Here is a 17523-nt window from a genome sequence, read left to right on the forward strand (position 1 = left end):
GTTTATACATAAAAATAAAATAGATGAATCAGTAGTAAATAATATAATTTCTATAATCACTAAAGAGTAATATATAATTACTTAGTATATAAATAGAATCGTGGGTATGATTTTTAGGAATCGTCTCCACCATTTAAATCCACGAAAAGATATTATCATAAAGTTATGATAATATCTTTTTTTACATATATTATTAAATATGCACTGTAATCTAAATTTAATAATATGAGGAAGATTTATATATGTAAAAAAGTAATAATAAATCATATATAGAAAATTAAATAACGAATATGGATAGTAGTATTAGGTTGGAAACGAATATATGATAGAAAAATAGGAATAATACAGAACTATACATAAGACTCAGTTGAAGAAGCAGTTGTTATAAATGATTTATATTTTGCATTAATAAAGTAAGTAATTATAAATTAAGCTAGGCATTAAGCCTAGCTTAATTTTGTTTATCAAAAAAAATAAAAAATATAGCTAAGATAATATATGCAATTACATAAATACTACCTTTTGGTGTGTGCCATACCAAAAAGTGCCTTCTTTTTTTTAGGTTATAAACTATCTATACTAATAAATGTGATCACCAATAAACAAAATAACTAAAACATTTAGACAAAATATAGGAGGAATAAATATGAATAGATTTACAATACCAAGAGATTTATACTTTGGAGATAATGCAATAGATTATTTAAAAGAAGTAAAAGGGAATAAAGCAATGCTGGTAATAGGATCTGAGAGATTAATAAATGATGGAACAGTTTCTAAAATACAAGAAAACTTAAATGTGGCTAATATAGAAACTATAGTTTTCACAGGTGTAGAAAATGACCCATCAGTAGCAACTGTTAGAAAAGGTGTTGAAATGATGAATGAATTCAACCCAGATTTAATAATCGGTATAGGAGGGGGATCTCCAATAGATGCAGCAAAGGCTATGTGGATATTCTATGAATACCCAGAGTTTACTTTTGAAGAAGCTGCAAAGCCATTTAACTTACCCGAACTTAGACAAAAAGCTAAATTTATGGCAATACCGACAACGAGTGGAACAGCAACAGAGGTAACTTCATTTGCTGTAATAACAGACAATGAAACTGGAGTAAAATATCCAATAGCAGACTACAACATAACACCAGATGTAGCTATAGTAGATACAAATTTAGTCCAAACAATGCCTAAGACATTAGTTGCAAATACAGGAATGGATGCATTAACGCATGCAATAGAAGCATATGTATCTAATGCTAGAAATCCTATAACAGATGCATTAGCTATGAAATCAATAGAGATGATATATGCAAACTTAGTTAATTCTTATAATGGAGAAGACCAAGCTAGAAAAGATATGCATATAGCTCAAAACTTAGCAGGGATGGCATTCTCAAATGCTATATTAGGTATAGTTCATTCAATGGCACATAAAACAGGTAAGATATTTGATGTACCTCATGGATTAGCAAATGCTATATACTTATCAGCTGCTATACAATTTAATGCAAAGGCATCAAAAAGCTCATATGCAGATATAGCTAGTAGATTAGGATTGCAAGGAAATACTGAAGATGAACTAGTTAATTCATTAGTAAATCTTGTAAAACAATTAAGAGCAGATATGGGAATGGTTAATTCATTACAAGAGTTCGGAATATCTGAGGAAATATTTATGGAAAACTTACAAGCAATATCAGAAACATCAGTAGCTGATCCATGTACAGGTACAAATCCAAGAGAGATATCAGTAGGAGAAATGAAAGAATTATTTAAAGCGGTTTACTATGGAGAAGATGTAAACTTTTAATTAAAACATATGAATCAAAGATAAAGCCGCCTATTAAATTGGGAGGCTTTATTTTGACTTAATAAGTAGAATGAATAGGAGAAAAAATGGAGCGAATAATAACTTTAAAATCAAATAAGTTAGACAAGTCTATCGAAATTAAAAATTTAGTAACAGAAAAATCAATAACAAAAGGATTTAAAGTTATTGATTACTTAGATTAAGATACTTAATTAATAATATCAATTGGAGGATATGGATCATTTTTAAAAACAATTTTCTATTTTTCTTTAGAAAATTCATTAACAAACTCTTTACCCCAAATATCCATTTCATTTAAGATAGGTAATAGCTTTTTACCTAAATCAGTAAGTGAATATTCAACCATAGGGGGAACTTGATTATAGATTTTTCTATTTATAAGAAGATTTTTTTCTAGAAATCTTAGCTGTTGAGTTAGCATCTTTTGGCTTATATCAGGTATTATATTTCTAAATTCATTGTAGCGAATAACTTCATGAATACCTAAGTTCCAGAGTATAAGAGATTTCCATTTACCACCTATAACCTCAAGAGTAACTTCGATTTCACATCTATAATTATTACAACTAACCTTATTTGTTCTAAGAGAAGGCAAAAAATCACATCCTAACATTTATGATATATATTATTTTATCATGGATTATAAATAATAATCAAAATTTATATTTAATATATAAATTTAAGAAAGATGTAAAGTATGAAAATTAAATTACTTAAATTGATTAGATTAATAAGTGGATTTATGTTTTGTGCATTAGGAATAGTATTAATGATAAATGCTAATTTAGGATTATGTCCTTGGGATATACTACACGAGGGAATATCAAAAATCACAAAAAATATTATCAACTCTCATTTAACTTATATAAATTAGTTTGAGTTGAAATTATAGTATTGTTCATGAAATTTTAGACTATTAATTAGGTTTTACTCAATATGGAATAAATTAACTTTTATTTTTATCGAATTTTCAGACAAAATAATTGTTTATTCGACAAAAACATTATATAATAAAAAGGTTAAATTACCATTTATTAATATTTTAAAAGGAAATTAATTCATATTAAGGAGGTATGCAATGAAAAAAAGAGTTGTATTTATTACTTTTACTTTAATGATAATGATAATGGCATTATCAGCAACTTCATTTGCAGAGAATGAGCAAGTGCAAGAATCTTCAGCATTAGGTACATATGGAAGTGAAAATATTGCCCTTGGAAAAACTGTTATTCCAATAACTAATACTGTACTTGGAAATTCATCAGCAATTGTAGATGGAAATCATAGAAATTATTGGTACAGTTATCAAGGGTCTCCATCTTATCAAGAATTTATCTTAGATTTAGGTGAAGTATATAAATTAGGTAAAATAGATATAGTTGCTTTACAAACTTATGGTTGTACAGTAAGTACATCTGTTGATAAAGTTAGTTGGGATGAGGCATTTAAAGGTGATTGGAGTAGTTTTTCTGCCCCTATAGATATTGCTTTAGATGGAAGCAAAGAGGCTCGTTATATAAAATATAAGTCATATGCTAACTGGCCACAGTATGTTGGTGTTTCTGAAATAGAAGTGTATGAGTGGATAGACACTACATCGTCTTCAAGTCAAATTGGAACAACAAACATAGCTCTTAATAAGAACTGCGAAAATATAAGTCTAAATGACCTTAAAAGCGTTGTGTCAGGATACTCGCAAGCAAATGCTGTTGATGGAGACTATACAACAGCTACACTTCCTAGTCTTAGTAGTACAGTAGACGTATATGGAGGAAAACAATTTTGGTCAAGAGGTTATGTAAGAGTTGACTTAGGACAAGTATATAATCTAGGTAAAATTGTTTTAAAGCCAAAGGATGCTCATTGGATAATGGCAGAAATGTCAGAAACAATTGGAATACTTCCAAATGGGATGACTTCACAAGTTTTAGATCCATGGGTTTCAAAAACATATATGGATAAGTTAGGCACAAATTCATCTAGTTCTGAGCCAGTTGTTTTTACATTTAATAAACCGATTTCTACAAGATACATATGGGTTATGGCAGGAACTGATGGTTCAACAACAACTCTTTCTCCAGGTATAGCTGAGATTGAAGCATATGAATGGATAGATGAAACTACAGAAAATGATACTAAAGCACCATCAAGTGTTATTAATACAAACACAACAAGTAATTTATGGACTAATAGGGATGTAACTGCAACAATTAATGCGGTTGATGATCAAGAAGGAGTAGGTGTTAAAGAAATTCACTACTCTATTAACGGTGGTAGTGAAAAAATAGTTGAAGGTGACAATACAAGCTTTACTATTAGTAATGAGGGTATTTCTACTATCTCATATTATTCAGTTGATAATGCAGGTAATGTTGAAGAGACAAAAACTACTCAAGTTAAAATTGATAAAACAGCTCCGAGTTTAAGTTTTAGTGGAAACTTAGAAACATATTCTACAGATATGAATGTAGAAATAGCTTGTAATATAGAAGATTCTTTAAGTGGGATAGCTACTTCTTGTGAAAATATTAGTGTTAGTGCTTCAAGTTTACCTTTAGGTATTAATACAATTTCAAGAACTGTAACTGATAATGCAGGTAATACAACTACTAAAACTGTTAGCTTTAAAGTTGTTCCTGCTGTTGATTCTTGGACTGAATTAAGGGAATTAGTACAAAAATATTGTACTAAAAATGGAATAATAAATTCACTTAACGCAAAAATAGATGCTGCAAAAAAAGCCTATGAAAGAGGCAATAATACTACAAAAATAAATATTCTAGGAGCATTTATCAATGAAGTTAAAGCTCAGAGTGATAAATCTATTGAATCAGAATTTGCAAACTTATTAATAAATAAGGTAAAGAAACTTCAAGCAAATGAATAAAAATAAATTAGTATACTTAACAGAATAGATGATTAAATTAAAGGCGTTGCCTAAATTAGTACTTTAGACTTCTAGTGTTGCATAAATCTAAAATTTAATTATTTATAAAATAATAACCACTTAATATAGGCCTATATATCTATACTAAGTGGTTATTACCATATTATATCATTAAAAACACTAGGAGGTAAAAGAGTTAGGCATAAAAACCATGGGTATGATTCTTGTGAATCATCTCACTATTGAAATCCACGAAATAGTATTGGATATTTAGCCAATACTATTTTTTTGCAAAATTTTACTATGATTATACTTACAACAAAAAAGACAACAGTTTACAATTTTGAAACAAGTCATATAAATCTTAGAAAAATCTTTAGTGTAAATTTGTTGTACAAGGAGTTGAAAGCATGAATAATTTATTAGATTATAATGAGATTAAAAATAATGAGGATTTAATACTAGTTAATAGCGAAAATAAAGTTGGCGTTCAGGCAAAGCTGATAGCAAGCCAAATAACAAGTTGTTTGGCCACAATCCTAAGTGGTAAAAGTATGTCAAAATACTAGATATTTATAAATATAGGTGACAAATAGCTTAGTAGATAGAAAAAGGAATAAAAAAGCATGAAAAACAAATAATATGTCCAGAATATAAAAAGTAGAAATATAGTCAATAATAGTAAATAAATATATTGCTAAATATCTATTTAGCAATAAAAAATAGGAGAAAGATCAAAAGGAGGATACACATGAATGACTTTTTTACATGTAATAAAGATGTATTCAAAAACTTAGATGAGTTTATAGACTCTCTTCCAACTAAGCATGGAGCGTTGATAGAGGTTCTTCATCATGCACAAAAATTGTTTGGATATTTACCATATGAAGTTCAGCTTCATATAGCAGAAAAATTACAAGTATCACCTGCTAAAGTATATGGTGTTGTAAGTTTTTATTCTTATTTTCATACAGAGCCTAAAGGAGAATACAAAATAAGTGTATGTATGGGAACTGCATGTTTTGTTAAAGGAGCAGATAAAGTATTAGCGGAATTTGAATCTCAACTTGGAATTAAATCTGGAGAAACTACTAAAGACCTTAAATTTACACTAGAGTCATTAAGATGCGTAGGAGCATGTGGATTAGCTCCTGTTGTTGTAATAAATGAGAAAGTTTATGGACATGTAAAACCAGAAGATGTAAAAGGAATAATAGAAGAATACTCTAAGTAGTGTTAATATTTGATGAGGAGGAACGTAAATGTCTAGAATAAAGTCATATGAAGAATTAAAGGCTACCATAGATAATTCAAAATACATATTAGATATTAGAGATGCGGATAAAAAAATAGAGACTAATAAAAAAGTATTGCTAGTATGTGGAGGTACTGGTTGTGTTTCTTCAAACAGTGAAAAGATTATAGAAAATTTAAAATCGGAAATAGAAGCTGCAGGATTATCTCAAGATGTATCAGTAAGCTTAACAGGATGTTTTGGATTCTGTGCAAAAGGACCGATAGTTAAAGTTTATCCAGATAACGTATTTTATGTTCAAGTAAAACCAGAAGATGCTAATGAAATAGTTAAATCTCATATAGTAGGAGGAACTCCAGTACAAAGATTATTATTTGAAGAACCTTCTACTAAGAAAAAAGTTATTCAACATGATGAAATAGACTTCTATAAAAAGCAACTTCGTATAGCACTAAGAAATTGTGGTCATATAGATCCTGAAAATATAGGTGAGTATATAGCTAGCGATGGATATTTAGCTTTAGGAAAATGTATAACAGAAATGACTCCAGAAGATGTAATAAATGAGGTTAAAGAATCTGCGATAAGAGGTAGAGGTGGAGCAGGATTCCCATCATGGATAAAATGGAATGCTACTAAGAGTAATAACGCAGATCAAAAATATGTTATATGTAACGCAGATGAAGGTGACCCAGGAGCATTTATGGATAGATCAATACTTGAAGGTGACCCTCATAGTGTATTAGAAGCAATGGCTATATGTGGTTATTCAATAGGAGCTAATATTGGATATATATATATACGTGCGGAATATCCTTTAGCTATACATAGATTAGAAATAGCTATACAACAAGCTAGAGAAAAAGGACTATTAGGTAATGATATATTAGGAACAGGATTTGACTTTGATATACAATTAAAACACGGTGCAGGTGCCTTTGTCTGTGGAGAAGAAACGGCATTAATTCATTCTATAGAAGGGAAGCGTGGAGAGCCTAAGGCCAAAATCTATTTCTCTGCTGAAAGAGGATTATGGGACAACCCTACTTGCTTAAACAACGTTGAGACATTTGCTAATATACCAATAATAATAAACAAAGGTGGAAGTTGGTACAAAGGATTTGGAACAGAAAAATCTTCTGGAACAAAAGTTTTTGCACTAGGTGGAAATATAGCTAACGTTGGACTTGTTGAGGTTCCAATGGGAACAACTTTAAGAGAAATAGTATTTGAAATAGGTGGAGGAATACCTGGAGGTAAAGAATTTAAGGCTGTACAAACAGGAGGACCATCAGGAGGATGTATACCAGCATCTTTATTAGATACTCCAATAGATTTTGATTCATTGTCAGCTATTGGTTCTATGATGGGCTCTGGAGGTATGTTAATTCTTGATGATAGCGACTGTATGGTTGCTATAGCTAAATTCTTCTTAGAGTTTACAGTTGAAGAATCTTGTGGAAAATGTACTCCTTGTCGTATAGGAAATAAGAGATTACTTGAACTACTAACTAAAATAACTGAAGGCAAGGCTACTGAAAGAGATTTAGAAAAATTAGAAAATCTTGCTCATGTTGTAAAAGAAACTTCTTTATGTGGATTAGGTAAATGTGCTCCAAATCCAATACTAAGCACATTAAAATACTTTAGAGATGAATATGAAGCACACGTTAAAGAAAAGAGATGTCCTGCAGGTAAGTGTCAAGCATTTTCAAATTACTATATAACAGACAAATGTATAGGATGTACGAAGTGCGCTAGAATATGTCCAGTAAATGCTATAAGTGGAGAAGTTAAGAAATTACATGTTTTAGACCGTGATAAGTGTATTAAGTGTGATAGTTGTAGACCTGCTTGTCCAGTAAGTGCTATTGTAAAAAAATAATATTAGGAGGAAAGTTATGAGTTTAGTAAATTTAACTATTAACGGAAATAAAATTCAAGCAGAAACTACTCAAACAATACTTGATGTAGCCAAAACTCTTGATGTTCATATACCTACTTTATGCTATTTTGAACTTCCTGGTTCTAAGGTACCTAATGATTGTGCATCTTGTCGTGTATGTATGGTAGATACAGAAAGAGGTCTAGCACCAGCATGTTCAACACGTGTATATGATGGGATGGAAGTAAATACACATACAATAAAGGCAATAAAAGCTCGTAGAGATGTAGTAGATCTAATTTTATCTAATCATCCAATGGAATGTTTAACATGTGAAAAAAATTTAAATTGTGAGCTTCAAAAACTAGCGGCTGACCTTGGAATACAAGATATAGAATATGAAGGAGAAAGAACTAATTTTGGAATAGATGCATCAAGTAAATCGGTAGTTAGAAATCTTGATAAGTGTATACTATGTAGAAGATGCGAAACAATGTGTAATGATGTTCAAACAGTAGGAGTATTATCTGGAGTAGACCGTGGATTTGAAACTGTTGTAAATACATTCTTTGATGTACCTATGCATAAAACACGTTGTACTTTCTGTGGTCAATGTATAGCTGTATGCCCTACTGGAGCACTTACAGAAGTTAATAATATAAGCAAAGTATGGGATATGTTATATAAAAAAGAACATCCAGTGGTAGTGCAAGTAGCACCAGCTGTTAGGGTAGCTATAGGTGAAGAATTTGGACTTGAGCCTGGGAGTATATCTACAGGTAAATTAGTCACTGCTTTAAGACAAATAGGATTTGATTATGTATTTGACACTAACTTTGCAGCAGACTTAACTATAATGGAAGAAGCTACTGAGTTTATTCATAGACTAGAACATGGTGGAAAAATACCAATGCTTACAAGTTGCTGTCCAGCATGGGTAAATTTCTTTGAAAACTCTTTTGCAGATTTGATAGATATACCTTCAAGTTGTAAATCACCTCAACAAATGTTTGGTGCAGTAGCTAAGCATTACTTTGCTCCGAAAATAGGCGTAGATCCAGCAAATCTAAAGGTAGTATCAGTTATGCCTTGTGTAGCAAAAAAATATGAGTGTGCTAGACCAGAATTAGGACACGAGGAAGTTACGGATGTAGATACGGTTATAACTACTAGAGAACTAGCTAAAATGATAAAAGAAGCAGGAATAAAATTTGAAAAGTTACAAGAAAGTGATTTTGATAATCCACTTGGAGAATCAACTGGAGCTGCTATAATATTTGGTGCTAGTGGAGGAGTTGCAGAAGCTGCTCTTCGTACAGCGTATGAATGGATAACTAAAGAAACTTTAGAAAATGTAGATTTTAAAGCTTTAAGAGGTTTAGATGGAATAAAAGAAGCTACTGTAAATGTAAACGGAATGGATGTAAATGTAGCTATATCAAGCGGATTAGGTAATGCAAGAAGGATATTAGAAGAAATAAGAGCTGGAAAATCAAAATATCATCTAATAGAGATAATGGCATGTCCTGGTGGATGTATAAATGGCGGAGGACAACCTTATAATCATGGTGATATGAGCATAGTTCAAAAACGTTGTGAAGCTATGTATGAAATAGATGATAATACAAAGATTCGTAAATCACATGAAAATCCTTATATAAAAGCGTTATATGATGAATTCTTAGGAGAACCATATAGTAAAAAAGCTCATGAGTTTCTTCATACAGAGTATTTCGCTAGACTCAAAAAAGATTAATAATAAATTTTACATCCAAAACAAATGATAATATTTATATATAGCAGATAGAATTACTTATAGAGCTAAATATTAAGAAAATATTTTGATAAAACGTGAGTTAATTATATTTAAATTCGGTTAAAAATATATAAATAATCAAAGATAATAAGCCAAATCACTTGTGATTTGGCTAAAACCCTAGGGTAAAAATTTAATATGAAATTCTAATGGTGGATATGATTTCTGTGAATCGTTTCCACCATTGAAAACCACGATACTAATATTGTGGTTTTTGTATTTTATAAAAGTATTAAAAAAAGATAAAAAAATAAAAATACAATTATTATCATAATAAATTAATGTAATTATATTCATGAATCTAGATTTAAAATTTAAATTAGCGTTGACATGTGACTAATTACAAATGTTTTTACATAAAAGATGGTTATGCTATATAAAACATTATTATTACAACCCTTTATATTTGTATAGTAATATAAATATAAAAAGATGACAAAGGAGAGAACATGAGTAAAAAGCTATCTATTATTGAGGTATTTGCAATTATTCTTGGTGCAATTATCGGGTGGGGGTCATTTATGCTTCCAGGAACTAAATTTTTATCAAGTGCAGGGGTAGGTAATACATTTTTGGGATTATTATTAGGGGCAATGTGTATTATCATAATTGAACGGAGTTATCACATTATGATGCAGGAGACTTGTGAAGAGGGTGGAGAATTCTCCTACATATATAAAGAACTAGGAGCAAATCATGGGTTTATAGTAGGGTGGTTTTTATCCTTAGCATATTTAACCATGATTCCGCTTAATGCAAGTGCATTTCCTCTTGTAATTAACAAATTATTTGAGGGACTATTAGATTTTGGTTACTTATATACAATTGCAGGAGATAGTGTCTATTTTGGAGAAATTATAGCCTCTTATATTGTTATACTTATATTTATGACAATTAATTTAAAGGGAATTAAAGAAACTGGTAGAGTTCAAAAGTATATTATTTTTATGCTTATTATGTGTATTTTAGTTGTATTTTTTGGAATGGTAATGAATGTAGATAGCAAGAATTTTATAAACAACTATGTATCTAATTATAAGTTTAACATGAAAGAAATTCTGCAGGTCTTTGCAATAACACCATTTCTATATATAGGATTTGATGCAATTCCTCAACTTGCAACGAATTTTGGATTTAATAATAAAAAAGCATCAATATTAGCAGTAATTTCTCTTCTTGTAGGACTTCTGATTTATAATTTGTTAAATATAGCAACTGCAATGGCCTATACTCCATCGCAAGCAATTAAATTTGAGTGGGCATTAGGGAGTGGAGTAATGCAGTATATTGGAAAAGGTGGATTTTTATTACTTGTTATAGCACTAGGAGCAGCTGTTTCAAGTGGGATTAATGGTTTTATGATTTGTAGTAGCAAATTAATTGGTGCAATGGGAAAACAAAAAGTAATATCTCATAAGTTTAATGACAGGAATAAAAATGGAGAATTGAGTAATAGTATTTTATTCGTTAGTGGAATTAGCTTTATAGCAGTAATGTTTGGAAGAGAAGTGATATTGTGGATTGTAGATATGTCTTCATTAGGAGCTGCAATTGCTTATTTTTATGTGTGTATAGCAACCTTTAAGAAACAAACGATATTTGGCAAAAAATTGATTACTCTCTTAGGGATAAGTAGTAGTATTTTGTTTATTTTATTACTTCTATTGCCATTTTCGCCAGCAAAATTATCGATACAGTCACTAGTAGCTTTAATAATTTGGACTATTTTAGGAGCTATATTTTGGTATAGAGATAGAAAATAAGAAAAGATATGAAAATAGAGTTAACTCTCTATAATTCATATCTTTTTTTAGTAACAAAAGCATCTATGCTTAGATGTAATAAAATCAATAAAAGACTTTTCGTAATTCTTTAAAATATAGTCATTTCGATATAAAAGAGTATAGTTAGATTGAATGGAAAGGTCTTGTATAAGTACTTTCTTTAAGTATTTATCATGTAATTCATGTTTCACAACTATTTCTGGAAGAAATGCATAGACTTCTTTACACATCAAAGTTCTTTTGATTGCTTCATCAGAATTTAATGTGAAGAGGATGTTTAAATCATTAAATTCTCGATTATGATTGTTTAAGTTTTGTTCAATAGACTCGTTAATTATTGAACTAGTCTCCCTTGTGATAAGAGGAAGCTTCATTAAATCATCGATTGTAATATTAGAAGTAGGTATATCGTAATTGCAAACTAGCACAATATTACTTTTAGTTATTGGTACTTGTATCATATCGGATATATTTTTTAATGATTGAACAATACCAACATTTATTTCTCTATCTTTAATTTTTTTTAGTACTTCATAAGAACTCATACTTAGAATATTAATATCTATGTTATCATGTATTTGATTAAAAGTATAAGCACTACATGGTAGAGCGTAGTCAGCTACACTTGAACAAGCTGCAATTGTTAATTGATTTTTTAATTTCTCCAATTCATCTAATTCTTTGCACATATTTTCTTCAAGAGCAATAATAGATTTAGCATAGTTAAATACAATCTCACCTTCTGGTGTTAGGGCAACTCCTTTATTGCTACGCTTTAAAAGTGTTTTCCCGATGCTGCTTTCAAGTGATTGCAACTGGAAACTAAGCCCAGGTTGACTAAGGTGTAACTGTTTTGCAGCAATAGAGATACTATTACATTGTGCAGTAATATACAAGGATTTAAGATAAGTAATTTCCATTTTATCCTCCAGTTTAATTATTGTGTAGTTAATTTATAATATATAGTTTAGCCCAAAAAATGTAGATTAACAACTTTTTTGATAAATAAGGTTATTTATTAAATATAAGATAAGCTTATTGTGCTATAAGAGATACTTATTTTACGCATGCTATTAAACGTGTTAAAATATAATCAAAGAAGAACGTTAAAATATAATCAAAGTTAAGTGATAGTGAATATTCTCGTTACAATCAAAGAAATATAATTTAAAGGAGAAATAAATATGAGTAAAAAAGTATTAATAGTAGGGGGAGTTGCTGGGGGAGCATCTGCAGCAGCAAGAATAAGAAGATTAGATGAATCAGCTGATATTATTGTGTTTGAGAGAGGACCTCATGCTTCATTCTCAAACTGTTGTTTACCATATCATTTGAGTGGTCAGATTGAAAATCATGAAGATCTTGTTCTTATGACACCAGACAAATTTTTCAATCAATATAACATCAATATGCGTATATTTAATGAAGTATTATCAATAGATAGAGCAAATAAAGAGGTTAAAGTAAAAAATGTTGTAACAGGAAAAACGTATACAGAAACATACGACAAACTTATATTATCGCCAGGAGCAAATGCTATAGTTCCTCCAATTGAGGGAATTAAAGATGCTAAGACATTTGTTGTGAAAAATGTAGTAGACATTGCTAAGTTAAATCAATTTATTACTTCAAAAGAAGCTAAAAATGTATCTGTAGTAGGTGCAGGATTTATAGGTATGGAAGTAGCTGAAAACTTAAAAGAAGCAGGATACAATGTAACATTAATAGAAGCAGCAAATCAAGTTATGAAAACGTTTGATCACGATATGGTTCAAATACTTCATAAGGAATTATTTGATAAAGGAATTAACTTGATTTTAGAAGATAAAGTTACAAAATTTGATAATAGTAATATTGTATTAGAATCAGGTAGAGTAGTAGAATCAGATGCAGTTGTAATGGCAATAGGAGTAAAAGCAGAAGTAACACTAGCAAGAGAATGTGGTCTTGAAATTGGTGAAACAGGAGCAATTAAAGTTGACCAAAATTATAGAACAATAGATAAAGATATTTATGCAGTTGGAGATGCTATTGAAGTAACAAATGCTATTTCAAAGAAAATACAACATCTTCCACTAGCAGGTCCAGCACAAAAGCAAGCAAGAGCTGTAGCTGATCATATATATGGATTACCTGTTTCGAACACAGGATATATCGGTTCTTCTTGTATTAAAGTATTTGACTATAATGCAGCAGCTACTGGATTGACACAAGCACAATGTGAAAAATTAGGTATTAATAATGATAGTGTATATATAATTCCTCAAGATAAAGTTGGTTTAATGCCAAATAATAATCATATTCATTTTAAATTAGTGTTTGAAGTTCCAACAGGGAAAATATTAGGAGCGCAATCAATTGGAAAAGGAAATGTAGATAAACGTGTAGATGTAATTGCAACACTAATTAAAATGGGAGGAACAATTGATGATTTAAGAGATTTAGAACTTTGCTATGCTCCTCCATTTGGAACAGCAAAAGATACAGTAAATCATGCATCACTTGTAGCCCTTAACGTTATGAAAGAATCTTTTAAACAAGTACATGTAAATGAGGTTCGTAAATTAGTAGAAGAAAAAGCATATATCATTGATGTAAGAGAAAAAGATGAATATAGTGAAGGTCATATTATTGGAGCAGTAAATATACCACTTAGTGAAATTAGAAATAGAATTAATGAAATTCCTAGTGATAAACCAGTATATCTTCACTGTCGTAGTGCTCAAAGAAGCTATAACGCAGCAGTTGCACTAGGTCATATGGGATTTGATAATATATATAATATATCAGGAAGCTTTTTAGGACTTTGTTTCTATGAGTACTTTAAAGATAAAACACAAAATAGAAAGCCTATTGTTACAGAGTATAACTTTAAATAGAAAAATTTAGCACTATAAAATAAAAACATTATGGAGGTAATATTTGTGAAAAAAAATGCTGAATACATTATTGGATTTGGATTGCTTATTGCTATTTTAGCATTAGGAAAATCAGCGCTTAGCAGTTCTATGTTATTCTTTAGACTAATTGCAGGATTAGGGTTAGGATATGCACTTACAAGATCTTATTTTGGATTTGCAGGGAGTGTAAATAGAAGTTATAGAACAGGTTCTACAAAATTAATGAAAGCATTAATGGTTATGTTTGTTGGAACAGCAATAGTAAGTGTTTGCTTTTTTATAGGTCAGGATGTAACTCAATATGATTTATGGGTTAATCCTATTAACTTAGGTCTTATACTAGGAGGTATGCTATTTGGATTTGGTATGGCATTTTCTAGTTGTTGTGCATCAGGAGTTCTTACTGATGTAGTAACGGGATTACCACGTGCTGGTATAACACTTATATTCTTCGGAATGGGTGTATATTTAGGATTCCCACTTCAAAGCACTGCACCTTGGATTACTGATACAATTATATCAACTGGAACATTCCCAAATGGAGTATTTTTACCAGATTTATTCAAAGGTGACGGTTTAGAGGGGTATTTAGGTGCAAGTATTTTAACTATTGTTCTTGCAATGATAGTAGTTTGGATTTCTAAAGTATATGAAGATAAAAGAAAAGCACAAAATACGTACACAGGAGTAGATACAGAATTTGCTCAAGAAAAAACTTATGAAGACAATGAACCTTTTAAATTATTTAGTAATAATACTTATGAAAAATTATTTGTAAGACCATGGACACTTGGTATGGGTGCAGTTGTAATTGGAAGTATATTTACACTTTTAATGGGTGTAACTAAGGCAGGATGGGGAGCATCTACGCCTTATGGATTCTGGTTTGGTAAATTACTTATATTATTTGGAGTTTCTCCTGAAAGTGTAGCAGCTTTCTCACAAAAACCAGTAGAAATATTTACAATGCCATTTTTCGAACATCCAATCAATGTACAAAACTTTGGTATTATATTAGGAACAGTTATAGCATTACTTTTAGCTGGAAATCTAGGAAAAACATTTAAAGAAGGATTATCTATTAGCTTCAAAGAGATATTAATATATGCTCTAGGTGGTATTATGATGGGACTTGGAACAAGATTTTCAAACGGTTGTAATGTAGGAGCGCTTTATACACCAATTGCTAACTTCTCATTATCTGGATGGATATTCCTTATATTTTTAGTTTTAGGTGGAATCATAGGGAATGTAGTTTATAAAAAGTTAACAGAAAAAGATAGTTGTAAAATACAATCAAGTGAAACAAATTAGTTTATAAAAAACTATGATTAGAGCATTTAGAATCTTAAAAGAGATAGTAAAGTAATAATTAGATATTACGAAGTAGAACAATTAATAGAGGAAACTATTTGATAATATTTAAAACAGATTCCTATATATTTTAATATTTTAGATAATAAAAATCGTGGATATGATTCTTGTGAATCGTCTCCAATATTGAAACCTACGAAAAGGTATTGGCTTTTAAGCCAATACCTTTTTAATTGTATGTCTGGCAGGGTAACAATTTGACGGTGAAAGTCTCGATCTAAGGTACACGAACTAAATTTGAGGGTTATAGAAATTGACGAGTGTGCAATCCGAAATGAAGTCTAAACCTCCCACAAATTTCTAGGAGCAAATGTAGTAGGTAAATGTAAAGTTATAACATGATGAGTCGGAATATAATATATGTGATTTAAGCATACAAATTATATATATTAAAGTAATATAACTCTATATATACCATTCGAATGGATTTTTATCTAGAGTTTAGATAGTAAAGGGAAATACAACGTTGGTTGTTTAACTTTATTATTTAAATAGAAAAAAATTTATTGTATGATATAGCACAAATCATAACAAATAAAAGTGTGGGGGGATACATATATGAAAAATTTAAAAATAGGTAAAAAGCTAGGGATATCTTTTATTGTTTTGTTGGTGCTTGCAGCGAGTGCAATTTCTTATGCGCTATATAATTTGAAAAAGGGAGGAGAGCTAAGTCATAATTTATTTAAGGGACCTTATGAAATAACAAATCAATCTATGGGAATCCGTAGAGATGTAGTTTCTATTGACCAAAATCTTGCTTATGCACTTCTTGCACAAGATCCTACAGAGACAAGTTATAAAACTACAATTATAGAAAATTTTGACAGCATAAATGAAAGAATTAAAATGATTCGTGAGGATTCTTTAGTAGATGAAAAATTAATTGATAATCTTGAAAGTTCGGTGGTTGAGCTAAGACAAGAATACGAAAAAATTTATGCATTTATAGAGCAAGGAGATTATAAGACTGCAAAAGAAATAGCAATAAGAGAGGACCTTGAATATTATCAAGCATATGAGAACTGTGCAGAAAATTCAATTTCTCTTAGTGAAGATGCAAAAGCTCTTGGTATTAAATTTGATAAAGGAGTAAGTGATTCAGTATCAAATGCAAGGTTTATTTCTATAGGACTGAGTTTATTTGCTATAGTAGCAGGAGTAGTTATAGCTCTATATATTACAAAGAGCCTAAAGAAACCAATTGAAGAAATAGAAATAGCTTCAAATAAAATGGCTGATGGTGATTTTGATATTACTATTAATTATGAATCAGAGGATGAATTAGGTATTTTATCAAATAGTATGCGTCAAATGAGTAACAAAACTAAGGAAATTATAAATGATACAGTTCGTGTTTTAGGAGAAGTTGCATCAGGTAATTTTGATACTGAACCTGAAGTAGAATATGTAGGAGTATTTAAAAAAATTGAAAAATCATTGCTTAAAATTACTAATGATTTAAGTGAAACAATGTCACAAATAAACGTAGCTTCAGAAGAAGTTGGGGCGGCATCAGAACAAGTGGCAAGTGGATCACAAATGTTATCACAAGGTACGACTGAACAAGCAAGCGCAATTCAAGAGTTATCTGCAACTATTATAGAAATATCTGATAAAATTAAAGATACTGCAAATAATGCGGGAGAAGCTAATGTTTTATCATTGAGTGCAGGTCGTGAAGTTGAAGCTGGTAATGAGCAAATGAAACAAATGGTTAAAGCTATGGAAGAAATTTCATTTACTTCTAATGAAATTGGAAGAATTATAAAGACAATAGATGATATT

Annotated in this window: 13 protein-coding genes; 11 read left to right on the forward strand and 2 right to left on the reverse strand. The window is 30.1% G+C overall.

Annotation, left to right across the window (positions count from 1 at the left end; genetic code table 11):
• The first annotated feature begins 646 nt into the window (after positions 1–646).
• Complete coding sequence (locus VLM92_RS11070) at positions 647–1813, forward strand: iron-containing alcohol dehydrogenase (protein WP_325276405.1); 1167 nt, start codon at positions 647–649, stop codon at positions 1811–1813.
• A 259-nt stretch (positions 1814–2072) separates the two neighbouring features.
• Here VLM92_RS11070 and VLM92_RS11075 read toward each other — a convergent pair whose 3' ends face one another.
• Positions 2073–2429 carry a helix-turn-helix domain-containing protein gene (locus VLM92_RS11075; RefSeq protein WP_325276406.1) on the reverse strand — a complete coding sequence of 119 codons (357 nt, stop codon included), beginning with the start codon at positions 2427–2429 and terminating at the stop codon, positions 2073–2075.
• A 102-nt stretch (positions 2430–2531) separates the two neighbouring features.
• On the opposite strand from VLM92_RS11075, the gene VLM92_RS11080 reads away from it, so the two are divergent.
• The 7 genes from VLM92_RS11080 (at position 2532) to VLM92_RS11110 (ending at position 11440) form a co-directional block, all read left to right on the forward strand.
• Positions 2532–2708 carry a hypothetical protein gene (locus tag VLM92_RS11080; protein WP_325276407.1) on the forward strand — a complete coding sequence of 59 codons (177 nt, stop codon included), beginning with the start codon at positions 2532–2534 and terminating at the stop codon, positions 2706–2708.
• A 204-nt stretch (positions 2709–2912) separates the two neighbouring features.
• On the forward strand, positions 2913–4721 hold the full coding sequence (locus VLM92_RS11085; protein ID WP_325276408.1) for a discoidin domain-containing protein: 1809 nt from the start codon (positions 2913–2915) through the stop codon (positions 4719–4721).
• Positions 4722–5131: 410 nt separating this feature from the next.
• Positions 5132–5290: a hypothetical protein gene (locus tag VLM92_RS11090; RefSeq protein ID WP_325276409.1), complete on the forward strand. Its 159-nt coding sequence runs from the start codon at positions 5132–5134 to the stop codon at positions 5288–5290.
• Positions 5291–5472: 182 nt separating this feature from the next.
• A complete protein-coding gene (gene nuoE, locus VLM92_RS11095; RefSeq protein WP_325276410.1) occupies positions 5473–5955 on the forward strand; it encodes an NADH-quinone oxidoreductase subunit NuoE in 483 nt (160 codons plus the stop codon).
• A 28-nt stretch (positions 5956–5983) separates the two neighbouring features.
• A complete protein-coding gene (locus VLM92_RS11100) occupies positions 5984–7861 on the forward strand; it encodes an NADH-quinone oxidoreductase subunit NuoF (RefSeq protein WP_325276411.1) in 1878 nt (625 codons plus the stop codon).
• Positions 7862–7877: 16 nt separating this feature from the next.
• Entirely contained in the window at positions 7878–9617 is a 1740-nt protein-coding gene (locus VLM92_RS11105) for an NADH-dependent [FeFe] hydrogenase, group A6 (RefSeq protein WP_325276412.1), read from the forward strand.
• Positions 9618–10126: 509 nt separating this feature from the next.
• Positions 10127–11440, forward strand: coding sequence for an APC family permease (locus VLM92_RS11110; protein WP_325276413.1), 1314 nt, complete (start codon positions 10127–10129; stop codon positions 11438–11440).
• Between the two features lie 47 nt (positions 11441–11487).
• Here VLM92_RS11110 and VLM92_RS11115 read toward each other — a convergent pair whose 3' ends face one another.
• Positions 11488–12381 (reverse strand): LysR family transcriptional regulator, encoded by an 894-nt coding sequence (locus VLM92_RS11115; protein WP_325276414.1) that lies wholly within the window; start codon positions 12379–12381, stop codon positions 11488–11490.
• A gap of 264 nt (positions 12382–12645) precedes the next feature.
• On the opposite strand from VLM92_RS11115, the gene VLM92_RS11120 reads away from it, so the two are divergent.
• The 3 genes from VLM92_RS11120 to VLM92_RS11130 all read left to right on the forward strand — a co-directional run.
• Positions 12646–14340 carry an FAD-dependent oxidoreductase gene (locus VLM92_RS11120; protein WP_325276415.1) on the forward strand — a complete coding sequence of 565 codons (1695 nt, stop codon included), beginning with the start codon at positions 12646–12648 and terminating at the stop codon, positions 14338–14340.
• 45 nt (positions 14341–14385) lie between these two features.
• Positions 14386–15675, forward strand: coding sequence for a YeeE/YedE family protein (locus VLM92_RS11125; RefSeq protein WP_325276416.1), 1290 nt, complete (start codon positions 14386–14388; stop codon positions 15673–15675).
• A 618-nt stretch (positions 15676–16293) separates the two neighbouring features.
• A partial coding sequence (locus VLM92_RS11130; RefSeq protein WP_325276417.1) for a methyl-accepting chemotaxis protein occupies positions 16294–17523 on the forward strand: 1230 nt, incomplete at its 3' end.

The organism is Romboutsia sp. (assembly GCF_035470145.1).
Taxonomy (GTDB): domain Bacteria; phylum Bacillota; class Clostridia; order Peptostreptococcales; family Peptostreptococcaceae; genus Romboutsia_D.